The organism is Variovorax monticola, assembly GCF_051216855.1.
GTDB lineage: Bacteria > Pseudomonadota > Gammaproteobacteria > Burkholderiales > Burkholderiaceae_C > Variovorax.
The window spans coordinates 275,599-288,170 of sequence record NZ_JBPJZP010000006.1 but is presented as its reverse complement, the minus strand read 5'-3'; the positions used below and the strand labels follow the sequence as shown (position 1 = coordinate 288,170).

Sequence of the window (12,572 nt, the reverse complement as noted above, 5' to 3'; positions counted from 1 at the left end):
GACCGCGCATTGATTCCAACAGCGCAAAAGGAAACACCATGGCAAAAGAAGGCATCCACCCCAATTACCGCGACATCCTGTTCGTCGACATGTCGAACGGCTTCAAGTTCGTGACCCGTTCGTGCGCGAACACCAAGGAAATGGGCAAGACCGACGACGGCCGCGAGCTGCCCATGTACAAGCTGGACACCACCAGCGAATCGCACCCGTTCTACACCGGCACGCAAAAGTCGGTCGACAACATGGGCGGTCGCGTCGAGAAGTTCCGCAACCGCTTCGGCAAGACCACCGGCACGGCTTCGAAGTAAAGCACGCGCTTTTGCGTAGAGGGCAGCCCGGTTTACCGCGCTGCCCTTTTTCTTTCCGACTCCCGCCCTTCGCCACTTGAACCAGCCCACCCCCGCCATCGTTGCCCAGAATGCCGTGCGCCGCCTGCCGCGCATCGCATTGCTCCTGTTGTGCGCGGCTTATCTGCTGCCGGGCCTGGTCGGCCGGGGCCCCTGGAAGAGCGCGGACATCACCGCCTTCGGCTACATGGCCGAACTGGCCCACACCGCCGAAGGCATCGCGCGCTGGTTCGATCCGATGCTGCTGGGCCTGCGCCCGGAAACGCCCGCGCTGCTCCCCTACTGGATCGGTGCCCTGGCCATCAAGATCGCCCCGTCGTGGCTGAACCCCGACCTGGCCGTGCGCATCGTGTTCGCGTTCCTGTTGTGGGGCGCATTCACGGCCACCTGGTACGCCGTGTATTACCTGGCCCGCACCGCGCGCGCGCAGCCCGTGGCCTTCGCCTTCGGTGGCGAGGCGCGCCCGACCGACTATGCGCGCGCCATTGCCGACGGCGGCCTGCTTGCGCTGATCGCCTGCCTCGGCCTGGCCCAGCTCGGCCATGAAACCACGCCCGCGCTGGCGCAGCTCTTCTTCGCCTCGTACCTGTTCTACGGCGTTGCCGCATTGCCCTACCGCCGGGCCGGCCCGGTGACGGCACTGGCCGTGGGCACGCTCGGCATCACCCTGAGCGGCGCGCCCACCGTCGGCCTTGCATTGGCCACCGGAAGCGCGCTCTATATCGCCTACGAGCGCCGTCTGGTGGCCGCGCGCCTCGCCAAGGACGCATTCAGTGGCGACGACAGCAGCCCCGGCTACACGCGCGGCGCCTTCCTCACGATGGTCGGCGTCACGGTGCTGGCCGCCGTGCTGGTGTTCGCCCTGAAGCTGCCGACATGGAAGATCACCATGACCGGCGGCTCGCTGTTCGGCGACGTGCGCAGCCAGGCCAAGCTCCTGCTGTGGTTCACCTGGCCGGTCTGGCCGCTGGCCCTCTGGACACTGTGGCGCTGGCGGCGCCAGCTCACGGCACGCCATGTCGCGTTGCCCTTCTGGTTCGCGCTGGTGCCCCTGGCCGCCACCTGGACCACCGACTTCTCGGACCGCTCGCTGCTGCTGGCCCTGCCCGCCTTCGCCACGCTCGCCGCGTTTGCCCTGCCCACCTTCCGGCGCAGCGCGGCGGCGCTGATCGACTGGTTCAACGTGCTGTTCTTCAGCGGCCTGGCCGTGCTGGGCTGGGTCTACTGGATCGCGATGCAGACCGGCGTGCCGCCCAAGCCGGCCGCCAGCGTGGCGCGCCTGGTACCCGGGTTCGTGCCCGAGTTCTCGCTGATTGCCGTGGTGCTGGCGGTGGCCGCGACCATTGCCTGGTGCTGGCTGGTGCGCTGGCGCACCGGGCGCCACCGTGCGGCCCTGTGGAAGACGCTGGTGCTGCCGGCCGGCGGCACCGCGCTGTGCTGGATGCTGCTCATGACGCTCTGGCTGCCGCCCATCGACTATGCGCGCAGCTACGTGCCGCAGGTCGACGCTGTGGTCCAGCGCGTCGGTCGAAACGGCTGCGTGGCCGAACTGGCCCTGAGCCGCGCCCACATCGCGGCGCTGCGCCACCACGGCCAGCTCGACGTCAAGCCGCTGCTGCTGGACAACAACTGCCCGTGGCTGCTGGCCAGTCCCGAGACCATCGAGCGGCTGCACACCATCATTCCGTTCGACCAGTGGCGCTTTGCCGGCACGCTGCGCCGCCCCAGCAGCGCGGCGGACGACCTTCTTCTGTACCAGAAGATCCCGCCGCAGTGAGCGGCGAACGGGGCCTGATCGCGCGGCACGCCGGTACGGTGCTGGTCGGCCAGTTGGCCGTGATGGCCTTCGGCGTGACCGACACCATCATTGCGGGCCGCTATTCCGAAAACGCACTGGCCGCCCTGTCGGTCGGCGCAGCCGTCTTCATCAGCGTGTACGTGTCGTTGATGGGTGTGCTGCAGGCCTTGCTGCCGATCTGGGCGGAGCTGCACGGCGGCGGCCGCGGCGCGGAGGTCGGCCGTTCGGTGCGGCAATCGCTGTACCTGGCCAGCATCGCCATCGTGATCGGCATGGCGGTCCTGCTGTCGCCGGGCGCCGTGCTCCGGTGGACCCAGGTGCCGCCCGAGATGCGCGGCGAGGTCGAGGCCTACCTGATCGTGCTGGCCTTCGGCCTCGCGCCCGCCCTGCTGTTCCGCCTGTTCAGCACGCTCAACCAGAGCCTGGGCAAGCCACAACTCGTGACGTGGCTGCAACTGGGCTCCCTGCTGGTGAAGCTGCCGCTGTCGGTGTGGTTCACCTTCGGCGGCGCGGGGCTGCCGGCGATGGGCCTCGTGGGCTGCGGCTGGGCGACGCTGTGCGTCAACTGGGCCATGCTGGGCTGCGCCGTCTGGCTGCTGCGCAGCAGCCCCCTGTACCGCGGCTACCGGCTGTGGGAGCGCCTGGAGGCGCCCGACTGGCGCACGATCCGCCACTTCGCGCGCATGGGCGTGCCCGCGGGCCTGGCGGTGCTGGTCGAGGTGACCTCGTTCACGCTGATGGCGCTGTTCATCGCCCGCCTCGGCACGGCCGCTGCAGCCGCGCACCAGATCGCCGCCAACCTGATGGCGGTGGCCTACATGGTGCCGCTGTCGCTGTCCATCGCGACCAGCGCGCGCGTGAGCTTCTGGCTCGGCGCGGGAGACGCGGCCAAGGCCCGGCACGTCTGCCGGCTGGGGTTCGAGCTGACCGTGCTGTGCGCGCTGCTGTTCGCGGGGACCCTGGTTGCGCTGCGTTCGCAGCTTGCCAACGTGTATTCGGACAACCCCGCCGTGGTGGCGCTGGCCGCGGCATTGCTGCTGCCCGTGGCGGCGTTCCACCTGTCGGACGCCGTGCAGACGCTCTGCGTGTTCGTGCTGCGCTGCTACCGCGTGACGCTGGCGCCGCTGCTCATCTACTGCGCCATGCTCTGGGGCCTGGGGCTGGGCGGCAGCTACCTGCTGGCCTACCGCGGCATCGGCCCCTGGCCGGCCATGCAGTCGCCGCTGGCGTTCTGGGTCATGAGCGCCGGCGCGCTGGCGCTGACGGCATTGATGTTCATCGCGCTGCTGCGCCGCACGATGGCACGGCAGCCGGCCTGAATCGCAGCCTGAATCGCCTCCGGCTACCTGACCAGCACACGCGCTTCCCGCACGCGCGCGGCCGGAAACACCAGCGCGAAGCGCGAGCCCTTGCCCACCGTGCTTTCGATGCGCAACTCGGCGCCGTGCCGCTGCGCGATGTGCTTCACGATCGCCAGCCCCAGCCCCGTGCCGCCCGTTTCGCGCGAGCGGCTGCGGTCGATGCGATAGAAGCGCTCGGTGAGCCGCGGAATATGCTCGGCGGCAATGCCCGGGCCCGTGTCCTTCACGGCATATTCGCCGCGCCCGTCGGGCAGCACCCGCCAGCTCACGGCCACCTCGCCGCCACCCGGTGTGTAGCGGATGGCGTTGCTCAGCAGGTTCGACATGGCGCTTTGCAGCTCGGTCGGCGCGCCCGACACCTCGGACTCCGCATCGCTGGTGAAAGACAACCGGTGCCCCAGCGGCGCCAGCCGGCCCGAGAGCCCGCGCCCTTCGTCCTCGCAATGCGCCAGCAGCGCGCGAATGCGGATCCACTGGTTGCCCGAAGGGGCCGCGCTGCCTTCCAGCCGCGACAGCGTCAGCAGGTCGTTCACCAGCGTTTCCATGCGGTGCGACTGCTGCCCCATCAGCGACAGGTAGCGCATGCGCTCGTCCGCATCGAGCGGCAGGTTCTGCAGCGTTTCGACAAAGCCGGCCAGCACGGTCAGCGGCGTGCGGATTTCATGCGAAACGTTGGCCACGAAGTCGCGCCGCATCGCCTCGGCCTGCTCCAGCGCCGTGATGTCGCGCGTGAGCAGCATGCGGCGGTTGCCCGCATAGGGATGCACCTGCACCGACAGCCGCATCGCATGCCCGCGCTGGTGGGCGTGATGGCCGATGCCGGGCGCGTCGATGACCACGTCGCGGCTGTAGTTCCACGAGGCCAGGTAGGCCACGAAGGCCGGGTCGCGCACCAGGTTCGCCAGGTGCTGCGCCAGGTCGCGCTCGGCGTCGATGCCGAACTGGGCCGCCGCCGTCTGGTTGCACCACTCGATGCGGCCCTGCTCGTCGAGCAGCACCACGCCGTTGGGCGACGCCTGGATGGCCGCCAGAAATTCCTGCAGCCGGTCTTCGGCCTGGCGGGTCTGCTGCTCGCGCTCGCGCAGCAGCTTGCGGATGCGCTCCGACAACTCGCCCCACACACCCGGTCCACGCGTGGGCAGGCCCGCCGCATCGTTGCGCAGCACCTGCAGCAACCGCTCGGCGCGCCAGGCGTCCAGCGCCAGCCACAGCAAAGCGCCCAGCCAGGCACCCAGCCAACCGTATTTCCAGCCGAAAACGGCGATAACGCCCGTCGCTATTGCGAGAGACGCTATTAAAAATGTAGCAATACGAAAAGGCATCGCGGGCGATTATCCGCGCCTGCCATCGGGCGACGCCGACGGCACGGCGCTCAGACCGTGACCTGGGCCGTCAGGCGATAGCCCGCGCCGCGAACGGTTTCCACCATCGGCGCGGCCGCGCCCAGCGATTCGCGCAGGCGCTTGACGTGCACGTCGACCGTGCGTTCCTCGATGTAGACGTGGTCGCCCCACACCTTGTCGAGCAGTTGTGCCCGGCTGTGCACGCGCTCGGCGTGCTGCATCAGGTAGGCCAGCAGCTTGAACTCGGTCGGCCCGACCTTCAGCGCGCCGCCCTGCCAGGTCACGCGGTGCGTGGAGGTGTCGAGCGCGAGCTCGCCGATTTCCACGCGCTCCGTGACCACTTCAGGGGCCCGGCGGCGCAGCACCGCACGGATGCGCGCCAGCATTTCCTGCGTGGAAAAGGGCTTGGTGATGTAGTCGTCGGCACCGGCGTCCAGGCCCGCCACCTTGTCAGGCTCGTCGCCGCGCGCGGTCAGCATCAGGATCGGAATGGCCTTGGTGCGCGGGTCCTTGCGCCACTGGCGCGCGAGCTGCAGGCCGCTCTGGCCGGGCAGCATCCAGTCGAGCAGGATCAGGTCCGGCAGGAGCGCGTCGATCTCGCGCTGGGCTGCAGCGCCGTCTTCCGACCAGATCGGCTCGAAGCCGTTGTGGCGCAGGTTGACGGCAATCAGCTCGGCGATCGAGGACTCGTCTTCGACGATCAGGACTCGGGGTTTCTTCATGTTGTTTGAGGGAGTCTGCCGCCGCCGTTACAGGAGCGCCGACTCGATTTCCTGCATCGAAGTGTGCCGCACATCGGCGCCCTTGACGATGTAGATGATGAATTCGGCGATGTTCTTGGCGTGGTCGCCGATGCGTTCGATGGCCTTGGCCAGGAACAGCAGGTCCAGGCTGGCGGAGATGGTGCGCGGGTCTTCCATCATGTAGGTGACCAGCTTGCGCACGAAGCCGTCGAACTCCTTGTCGATCAGGTCGTCGTCCTTCAGGATCGACACCGCGGCGGCGGTGTCCAGGCGCGCGAAGGCGTCGAGCGCCTTGCGCAGCAGGCCCGAAGCCAGGTCGGCCGCAATGCGCAGCTCGGTGGTGGGCAGCGCGCGCGCCGAGCCGCTCTCGATGATCGACTTGACCATGCGCGCGATCTTGTTGGCCTCGTCGCCCACGCGTTCCAGGTTGGCGGTGGTCTTGCTGATCGCAATCAGCAGGCGCAGGTCGCGTGCCGTCGGCTGGCGGCGCGCGATGATCGACGAGAGCTCGCGGTCGATGTCGATTTCCATCGCATTGACACGGTTCTCGGTTTCCATCACGCGGTCGGCGGCTTCCACGTCGAACTGCAGCAGCGCGTACACGGCCGTGTGGATCTGCGACTCGACCATGCCGCCGAGTTCCATCACGCGCGACGACACGCCGTTGAGTTCGCTGTCGAACTGGCTGGACAAATGTTTTTCAGTCATGGTTGTCTCCTTAGCCGAAACGGCCGGTGATGTAGTCCTCGGTCTCCTTGCGCTGCGGCTTGAAGAACATCTGTTCCGTCGCGCCGAACTCGATCAGGTCGCCCAGGTACATGTACGCGGTGTAGTCGCTGCAACGCGCGGCCTGCTGCATGTTGTGGGTCACGATGACCACGGTGTACTCGTTTTTCAGCTCGGCGATCAACTCTTCGATCTTCGCGGTGGAGATCGGGTCGAGCGCGGAGCAGGGTTCGTCGAGCAGCAGCACCTCGGGCTTGATGGCAATGCCGCGCGCAATGCACAGGCGCTGCTGCTGGCCGCCCGAGAGGCCCGAGCCGCTTTGCTGCAGCTTGTCGCGCACTTCGGTCCACAGCGCGGCCTTCTTCAGGGCCCATTCGACGCGGTCGTCCATGTCGCTGGCCGAGAGGCTCTCGAACAGCTTCACGCCGAAGGCGATGTTGTCGTAGATCGACATCGGGAACGGCGTGGGCTTCTGGAAGACCATGCCGATCTTGGCGCGGATCAGCGCCACGTCCTGCTTGGACGTGAGCAGGTTCTCGCCGTCCAGCGCAATGGTGCCTTCGGCACGCTGCTCGGGGTACAGCTCGAACATGCGGTTGAAGGTGCGCAGCAAGGTCGACTTGCCGCAGCCCGACGGGCCGATGAAGGCCGTGACCTTGTTCTCGGGAATCTCGAGGTTGATGCCCTTGAGCGCGTGGAACTTGCCGTAGTAGAAGTTCAGGTCCTTGACCGAGAGCTTCGAGCGCGAGGGTTGGGGTGCGACGGTGGTAGGCATGAAAGCTTCTTCTTCAGTGTTTGTTGCGCGTCAGCACACGCGCCAGGATGTTGAGGGCGAGCACGGCGACGGTGATCAGGAACACGCCGGCCCAGGCCAGCTTCTGCCAGTTCTCGTACGGGCTCATCGCGAACTTGAAGATCGTGACCGGCAGGCTGGCCATCGGCTGGCTCACGTCGGCGGTCCAGAACTGGTTGTTCAATGCGGTGAACAGCAGCGGCGCGGTTTCACCCGCGATGCGCGCCACGGCCAGCAAGATGCCCGTGACCACACCGGCGCGTGCGGCGCGCAGCGTGATGCTCAGAATGACCTTCCACTTCGGCGCACCCAGCGCGTAGGCGGCTTCGCGCAGGCCCGGGGGCACCAGCTGCAGCATGTTCTCGGTGGTGCGGATCACCACTGGGATCACGATCAGCGCGAGTGCGAGCGCACCGGCCAGCCCAGAGAAGCTCTTGAAGTAGGCCACCACCACCGCATAGACGAACAGGCCGATCACGATCGACGGCGCCGACAGCAGGATGTCGTTGACGAAGCGCGTGACCGAGGCGAGCCAGCCCTTGGTGTTGTATTCGGCCAGGTAGATGCCGGCCATGATGCCGATCGGCGTGCCCACGAAGGTCGCGAGCCCCACCATCACGAACGAGCCGAAGATGGCGTTCGCAATGCCGCCCACCTCGTTGGGCGGTGGCGTCATTTCGGTGAAGGTGGCGAGCGCCAGGCCGCCCAGCCCCAGGCGCAGCGTTTCCCACAGGATCCACACCAGCCAGAACACGCCGAACACCATCGCGGCGAGCGACAGCGTGAGCGCGATCTTGTTGACGCGGTTGCGCGAAGCAAAACGCGCCTGGCGCATCTCGGTCAGCGCCTGTGCGTTCATGAGGTTTTGAGCAGTGCTCACGATTTGGTCCCTTCGCTCTTCTTCATCTGCGCCAGCAGCACCTTCGAGAGCGTCAGCACGACGAAGGTGATGAAGAACAGGACAAGGCCGAGGTACATCAGCGCGGCCTGGTGCAGGCCCGCGCCGGCTTCGGCGAATTCATTGGCCAGTGCCGAGGTGATGCTGTTGGCAGCCTCGAACACCGACAGCGAGTTGAGCTGGTTCATGTTGCCGATCACGAAGGTGACCGCCATCGTTTCACCCAGCGCCCGGCCCAGGCCGAGCATGATGCCGCCGATCACGCCGGCCTTGGTGTAGGGCAGCACCACCTTGGAAACGACTTCCCAGGTGGTCGAGCCGAGGCCGTAGGCCGACTCTTTCAGCAGCGGCGGCGTCACTTCGAACACGTCGCGCATCACCGAGGCGATGAACGGAATGATCATGATCGCCAGGATGATGCCGGCCGACAGAATGCCGATGCCCACGGGCGGGCCCGACACCAGGGCGCCGAGGTACGGCACGCCGGCGAACAGCTTCTGCAGCGGCTGCTGCACCCAGGTCGACAGGATCGGGCCGAACACCAGCAGGCCCCACATGCCGTACACGATGGACGGCACGGCTGCGAGCAGCTCGATGGCGGTGCCCAACGGCCGCTTGAGCCAGTTGGGCGAGAGTTCGGTCAGGAACAGCGCAATGCCGAAGCTCACCGGCACGGCGATCACCAGCGCGATGAACGAGGTGGCCAGCGTGCCGTAGATCATGACCAGGCCGCCGTACTCCTCCTTCACCGGGTCCCATGTGCTGTTGGTGAGAAAGCCGAGGCCGTACTTGGAAATGGCGGGCCAGGCGCCGACGATCAGCGACAGCAGGATGCCGATGAGCATCGCGAGCGTCAGCAGGGCGGCGCCCTTGGCGGCCCAGCCGAACAGGCGGTCGGCCATGGGGCCGGAACGCGGTGCCTTCACGGGCGGCGGTGGGGCGGTGGCGCGACCGCGCTCGGCCGAGAGGTCGAGAGAGGTGGCAGCGGCGGGAAAGGTGGATGACACAGGTCGCTCCGGCAAAGACGAAAGCGGCGCGTCCTTGAGCGAGGAGTTGCTCATGGGCGCGCCGGTCTGGGCTGATGGGTTGGATTTACTTGAACGCGACGGCCTTGCCCGACGCGTCCTTCACATCGCCCCACGCCTTGGCGATGGTGGCCTTCACGGCGTCAGGCATCGGCACGTAGTCGAGGTCGTCGGCCGTCTTGTCGCCGCTCTTGTAGGCCCAGTCGAAGAACTTCAGCACGGTGGTCGCATTGGCGGGCTTGTCCTGCACCTTGTGCAGCAGGATGAAGGTCGCGCCGGTGATGGGCCATGCGCCCTTGTCGGCCTGGTTGGTCAGCACCTGGTAGAAGCTCTTGTTCCAGTCGGCGGCGGCGGCGGCGGCCTTGAAGGCGGTGTCGTCGGGCGAGACGAAGTTGCCGGCGGCGTTCTGCAGCTGGGCGTAGGTCATCTTGTTCTGCTTGACGTAGGCGTACTCCACGTAGCCGATCGAGTTGGGCAGGCGGCTCACGAAGGCGGCGACGCCTTCGTTGCCCTTGCCACCCGCACCGGTGGGCCAGTTCACGGCCGTGCCTTCGCCGACCTTGGTCTTCCACTCGGCGTTGACCTTGCTCAGGTAGTTGGTGAACAGAAAGCTGGTGCCCGAACCGTCGGCGCGGCGAACCGGGGCGATGGCGGCGTCAGGCAGGGCCAGCGAACCGTTCAGCGCCTTGATGGCGGGGTCGTTCCACTTGGTGATCTTGCCCAGGTAGATGTCGCCCAGCACCTGGCCGTTGAGCTTCAGTTCGCCCGGCTTGATGCCCACGATGTTGACCACGGGAATCACGCCGCCGATGACGGTGGGGAACTGCATCAGGCCCTTGGCTTGCAGTTCGTCGTCCTTCAGGGGAGCGTCGGAAGCGCCGAAATCGACGGTCTTGGCTTCGATCTGCTTCAGGCCGGCACCCGAGCCGACCGACTGGTAGTTGATCTTGACGCCGGTGGCCTTGTTGAAGTCCGAAGCCCACTTGGCGTACAGCGGTGCGGGGAAGCTGGCGCCGGCGCCGGTCACGTCCTGTGCGAAGGCGGGAATGGTGAACATCGCGGCCAGCAGGCCGGCGGTTGCAAATTTGAACGTCGTTTTCATGAAGCTTCCTTTAGAAGTAAGAAGTAGTCCCTTTGAGGGCTTGGCACGGACTCTAAAAACCTTGTGTGACATCGGTGTGACACCCCGCTGTCGAGGGAAAATGCCGTGATTCACCCCGTGGCGCGTGTGACGCTGTCACATAACCGTCATGTGCCGCGCCTAGCCTTGCGAGCCTCGCCGCTGCGCGAAAACGGGAGGCCGCGCGCGCTGTCACGGCGCTACGATCGAACTCCAGGGCACCCGCCTTCTTCATCAGAACAACATGCAAAACGGCACCCGCCTCGCAGCAGTCGACCTGGGCTCGAACAGCTTCAGGCTCGAAATCGGACAGGTCGACCACGGCCAGATCCAACGCACCGAATACCTCAAGGAAACCGTGCGCCAGGGCAACGGCCTGGACAGCGCGCGCAACCTGACGACCGAAGCCATGCAGCGCGGCTGGGACGCCCTGGCCCGCTTCGGCGAACGCCTGGCCGGCTTCAAGCGCTCGCAGGTTCGGGCCGTGGCCACGCAAACGCTGCGCGAAGCCCGCAACCGCGAAGAGTTCCTGTTGCGCGCACGCACCATCCTGGGCTTCGGCATCGACGTGATCCCGGGCCGCGAAGAAGCCCGGCTGATCTACCAGGGCGTGGCGCACATGCTGCCGCACACCGACGCCTCGGACAGCGAACGCCGGCTGGTGGTCGACATCGGCGGGCGCTCTACTGAAATGATCATCGGCCAGGCCTTGGTGGCCGACCGCATGGAGTCGTACCGCGTCGGCAGCGTCGCCTGGTCGATGAAGCATTTCGGCGAAGGCCAGTTCACCGCCGCCGCCTTCCGCGCCGCCGAAGTGGCCGCCAAGGCGGTGCTCGACGACGCGCTCGCCAGCTATACCCGCGACCAGTGGGACGTGGCGTACGGCGCCTCGGGCACCATCGGCGCCGTCGGAGACGTGCTGGCGGCCTCCGGTGCCGAGCCCGGAAAGGTCACGCGCGAAGGCCTCGACTGGCTGCTCGACCGCCTCCTGAAGGCAGGCAGCGTCGACAAGCTGCGCATCGACGGCATGCGCGACGACCGCAAGGCCGTCATCGGCGGCGGCGTGAGCGTGCTGCGCGCGGTGTTCGACCTGCTCGGCATCGACGAAATGAAGGTTGCCCAGGGCGCGCTGCGCCACGGCGTGCTCTATGAACTGCTGGAACGCGACGACAGCGTGGCCGACATGCGCACCGCCACGGTGGCGCGGCTGGCGAATCGCTTTGCCGTCGACACGGCGCAAGCCAGGCGCGTGGGCGACACGGCCGCGGCATTGTTCGTTCAACTGGCACCCGCCGCGCGAGGCAGCAGCACGGCCAACCGCGCGGGCCGCGCGCTGCGCAAGCTGGGCTGGGCGGCGCAGCTGCACGAAATTGGCACGCAAATTTCGCACAGCGACTATCACAAGCACGGTGCCTACATCCTCGACAACACCGACGCGCCCGGGTTCGCGGTGAACGAAATGCATGCGCTGGCGCAACTGGTGCTGGGCCAGCGCGGCAAGCTGCGCAAGCTGGAGGCAGCGCTGGACGACGAGACCTTCGTCATGCAACTGCTGGCGCTGCGCCTCGCGCTCATTCTTTGCCATGCGCGCCGCGACCCCGATCCGCAGGCGCTGCATCTCGCGGCGCTGGGCGCACGGGCCTTCACGATCGTGTGCGCGCCGGACTGGGCCGACGCCTATCCGCAGTCGGCGCACCTGCTGCGCGAGGAAGTGCTGGCCTGGCAAAAAACCAGCAGCTGGCGCGTGGAGCTCAGCGGGGCCTGAGCGAAGAAAGCTAGAGCAGCTCGGGCGACTGCACCGTCACCACGATGGTCTGCACGTCGCCGTCGCGTTCGCGTGTGCGGATCCACCACAGCGCGCCCTTGCGCACCGGGCAGCTGTCCTGCTTGAGGCCCAGCAACAGCGAGATCGCCTGCCCCACCGAGGGCTGATGGCCGATCATCAGCACCACCGACTTGCCGCTGGGCCAGCCGGCCGCGCCGAGCAGTGCTTCGGGCGTGGTCTCGGGCGACAGTTCTTCCCGCAGCTTGAACTTGCGGCCCAGGGCCATCGCCGTCTGCTCGCAACGGCGCGCCGGGCTGCAGATGATGCGGGTGCCGTCGGGCAGTTGCCGATCGAGCCAGCTGGCCATTCGCTTGGCCTGCTTCTCGCCGCGTGCGGTGAGCGAGCGTTGCATGTCGTCGCAACCCTCGGTCCAGTCCTCGGCTTCGGCGTGGCGCCAGAAGATCAAGTCCATGGTCATCGTCTTTCGGTCGTTAGGGTCTGTCATCGATCAAACGCCCGCGCGAGACCCTGCTGCGCGGTGCATTGCAAGGCGCCCTGAACGCCGCGTAGCACCGCTACGCAAGTGAAGGGCAACGCCGCAATGCGCCGCGCAGCAGGGTCTCCCTCCGGGCTGGCCCCGCCATACGGCGTCC

12 protein-coding genes are annotated in these 12,572 nt (G+C 67.2%); 4 read left to right on the top strand and 8 right to left on the bottom strand.

Features of this window, described 5'->3' with window-relative positions; all coding sequences use genetic code 11:
- Positions 1–38 precede the first annotated feature (38 nt).
- The 3 genes from ACSFA5_RS22400 to ACSFA5_RS22390 all read left to right on the top strand — a co-directional run bounded on the left by ACSFA5_RS22400 (position 39) and on the right by ACSFA5_RS22390 (position 3,464).
- Complete coding sequence (locus ACSFA5_RS22400; RefSeq protein ID WP_435446238.1) at positions 39–308, top strand: type B 50S ribosomal protein L31; 270 nt, start codon at positions 39–41, stop codon at positions 306–308.
- A gap of 76 nt (positions 309–384) precedes the next feature.
- Positions 385–2,124: a hypothetical protein gene (locus ACSFA5_RS22395; RefSeq protein ID WP_435446237.1), complete on the top strand. Its 1,740-nt coding sequence runs from the start codon at positions 385–387 to the stop codon at positions 2,122–2,124.
- Positions 2,121–3,464, top strand: coding sequence for an MATE family efflux transporter (locus ACSFA5_RS22390; protein WP_435446236.1), 1,344 nt, complete (start codon positions 2,121–2,123; stop codon positions 3,462–3,464). Before ACSFA5_RS22395 ends, ACSFA5_RS22390 begins: the two co-directional genes overlap by 4 nt.
- 23 nt (positions 3,465–3,487) lie before the next feature.
- Here the strand turns inward: ACSFA5_RS22390 and phoR are convergent, their stop codons facing one another.
- Genes phoR through pstS form a run of 7 tightly spaced genes read right to left on the bottom strand, consistent with a single transcriptional unit; the run spans position 3,488 to position 10,136 of the window.
- A complete protein-coding gene (gene phoR, locus ACSFA5_RS22385; protein ID WP_435446235.1) occupies positions 3,488–4,828 on the bottom strand; it encodes a phosphate regulon sensor histidine kinase PhoR in 1,341 nt (446 codons plus the stop codon).
- A gap of 50 nt (positions 4,829–4,878) precedes the next feature.
- On the bottom strand, positions 4,879–5,571 hold the full coding sequence (gene phoB / locus ACSFA5_RS22380; protein ID WP_435438081.1) for a phosphate regulon transcriptional regulator PhoB: 693 nt from the start codon (positions 5,569–5,571) through the stop codon (positions 4,879–4,881).
- Between the two features lie 27 nt (positions 5,572–5,598).
- Positions 5,599–6,300, bottom strand: coding sequence for a phosphate signaling complex protein PhoU (phoU, locus tag ACSFA5_RS22375; RefSeq protein ID WP_435446234.1), 702 nt, complete (start codon positions 6,298–6,300; stop codon positions 5,599–5,601).
- 10 nt (positions 6,301–6,310) lie between these two features.
- Positions 6,311–7,093, bottom strand: a complete 783-nt coding sequence (pstB, locus tag ACSFA5_RS22370) for a phosphate ABC transporter ATP-binding protein PstB (protein WP_409168336.1) — start codon at positions 7,091–7,093, stop codon at positions 6,311–6,313.
- A 13-nt stretch (positions 7,094–7,106) separates the two neighbouring features.
- Positions 7,107–7,991 carry a phosphate ABC transporter permease PstA gene (gene pstA, locus ACSFA5_RS22365; RefSeq protein ID WP_435446233.1) on the bottom strand — a complete coding sequence of 295 codons (885 nt, stop codon included), beginning with the start codon at positions 7,989–7,991 and terminating at the stop codon, positions 7,107–7,109.
- Complete coding sequence (gene pstC, locus ACSFA5_RS22360; protein ID WP_435446232.1) at positions 7,988–9,070, bottom strand: phosphate ABC transporter permease subunit PstC; 1,083 nt, start codon at positions 9,068–9,070, stop codon at positions 7,988–7,990. The genes pstA and pstC overlap by 4 nt, the downstream gene beginning before the upstream one ends.
- A gap of 31 nt (positions 9,071–9,101) precedes the next feature.
- Positions 9,102–10,136 carry a phosphate ABC transporter substrate-binding protein PstS gene (pstS, locus tag ACSFA5_RS22355; RefSeq protein ID WP_435446231.1) on the bottom strand — a complete coding sequence of 345 codons (1,035 nt, stop codon included), beginning with the start codon at positions 10,134–10,136 and terminating at the stop codon, positions 9,102–9,104.
- Positions 10,137–10,398: 262 nt separating this feature from the next.
- Between pstS and ACSFA5_RS22350 the strand changes: the two genes are divergently transcribed.
- Entirely contained in the window at positions 10,399–11,919 is a 1,521-nt protein-coding gene (locus ACSFA5_RS22350) for a Ppx/GppA phosphatase family protein (protein ID WP_435446230.1), read from the top strand.
- A gap of 10 nt (positions 11,920–11,929) precedes the next feature.
- On the opposite strand, the gene ACSFA5_RS22345 is transcribed toward ACSFA5_RS22350, so the two are convergent.
- A complete protein-coding gene (locus ACSFA5_RS22345) occupies positions 11,930–12,391 on the bottom strand; it encodes a SixA phosphatase family protein (RefSeq protein WP_435446229.1) in 462 nt (153 codons plus the stop codon).
- Positions 12,392–12,572 lie beyond the last annotated feature (181 nt).

Excerpts from the sequence above, each read along its gene's own strand:
- ACSFA5_RS22400 (WP_435446238.1), top strand. The coding sequence starts at position 39 with ATGGCAAAAGAAGGCATCCACCCCAATTACCGCGACATCCTGTTCGTC.
- phoR (WP_435446235.1), bottom strand. The coding sequence starts at position 4,828 with ATGCCTTTTCGTATTGCTACATTTTTAATAGCGTCTCTCGCAATAGCG.
- phoB (WP_435438081.1), bottom strand. The coding sequence starts at position 5,571 with ATGAAGAAACCCCGAGTCCTGATCGTCGAAGACGAGTCCTCGATCGCC.
- phoU (WP_435446234.1), bottom strand. The coding sequence starts at position 6,300 with ATGACTGAAAAACATTTGTCCAGCCAGTTCGACAGCGAACTCAACGGC.
- pstB (WP_409168336.1), bottom strand. The coding sequence starts at position 7,093 with ATGCCTACCACCGTCGCACCCCAACCCTCGCGCTCGAAGCTCTCGGTC.
- pstC (WP_435446232.1), bottom strand. The coding sequence starts at position 9,070 with ATGAGCAACTCCTCGCTCAAGGACGCGCCGCTTTCGTCTTTGCCGGAG.
- pstS (WP_435446231.1), bottom strand. The coding sequence starts at position 10,136 with ATGAAAACGACGTTCAAATTTGCAACCGCCGGCCTGCTGGCCGCGATG.
- ACSFA5_RS22350 (WP_435446230.1), top strand. The coding sequence starts at position 10,399 with ATGCAAAACGGCACCCGCCTCGCAGCAGTCGACCTGGGCTCGAACAGC.
- ACSFA5_RS22345 (WP_435446229.1), bottom strand. The coding sequence starts at position 12,391 with ATGGACTTGATCTTCTGGCGCCACGCCGAAGCCGAGGACTGGACCGAG.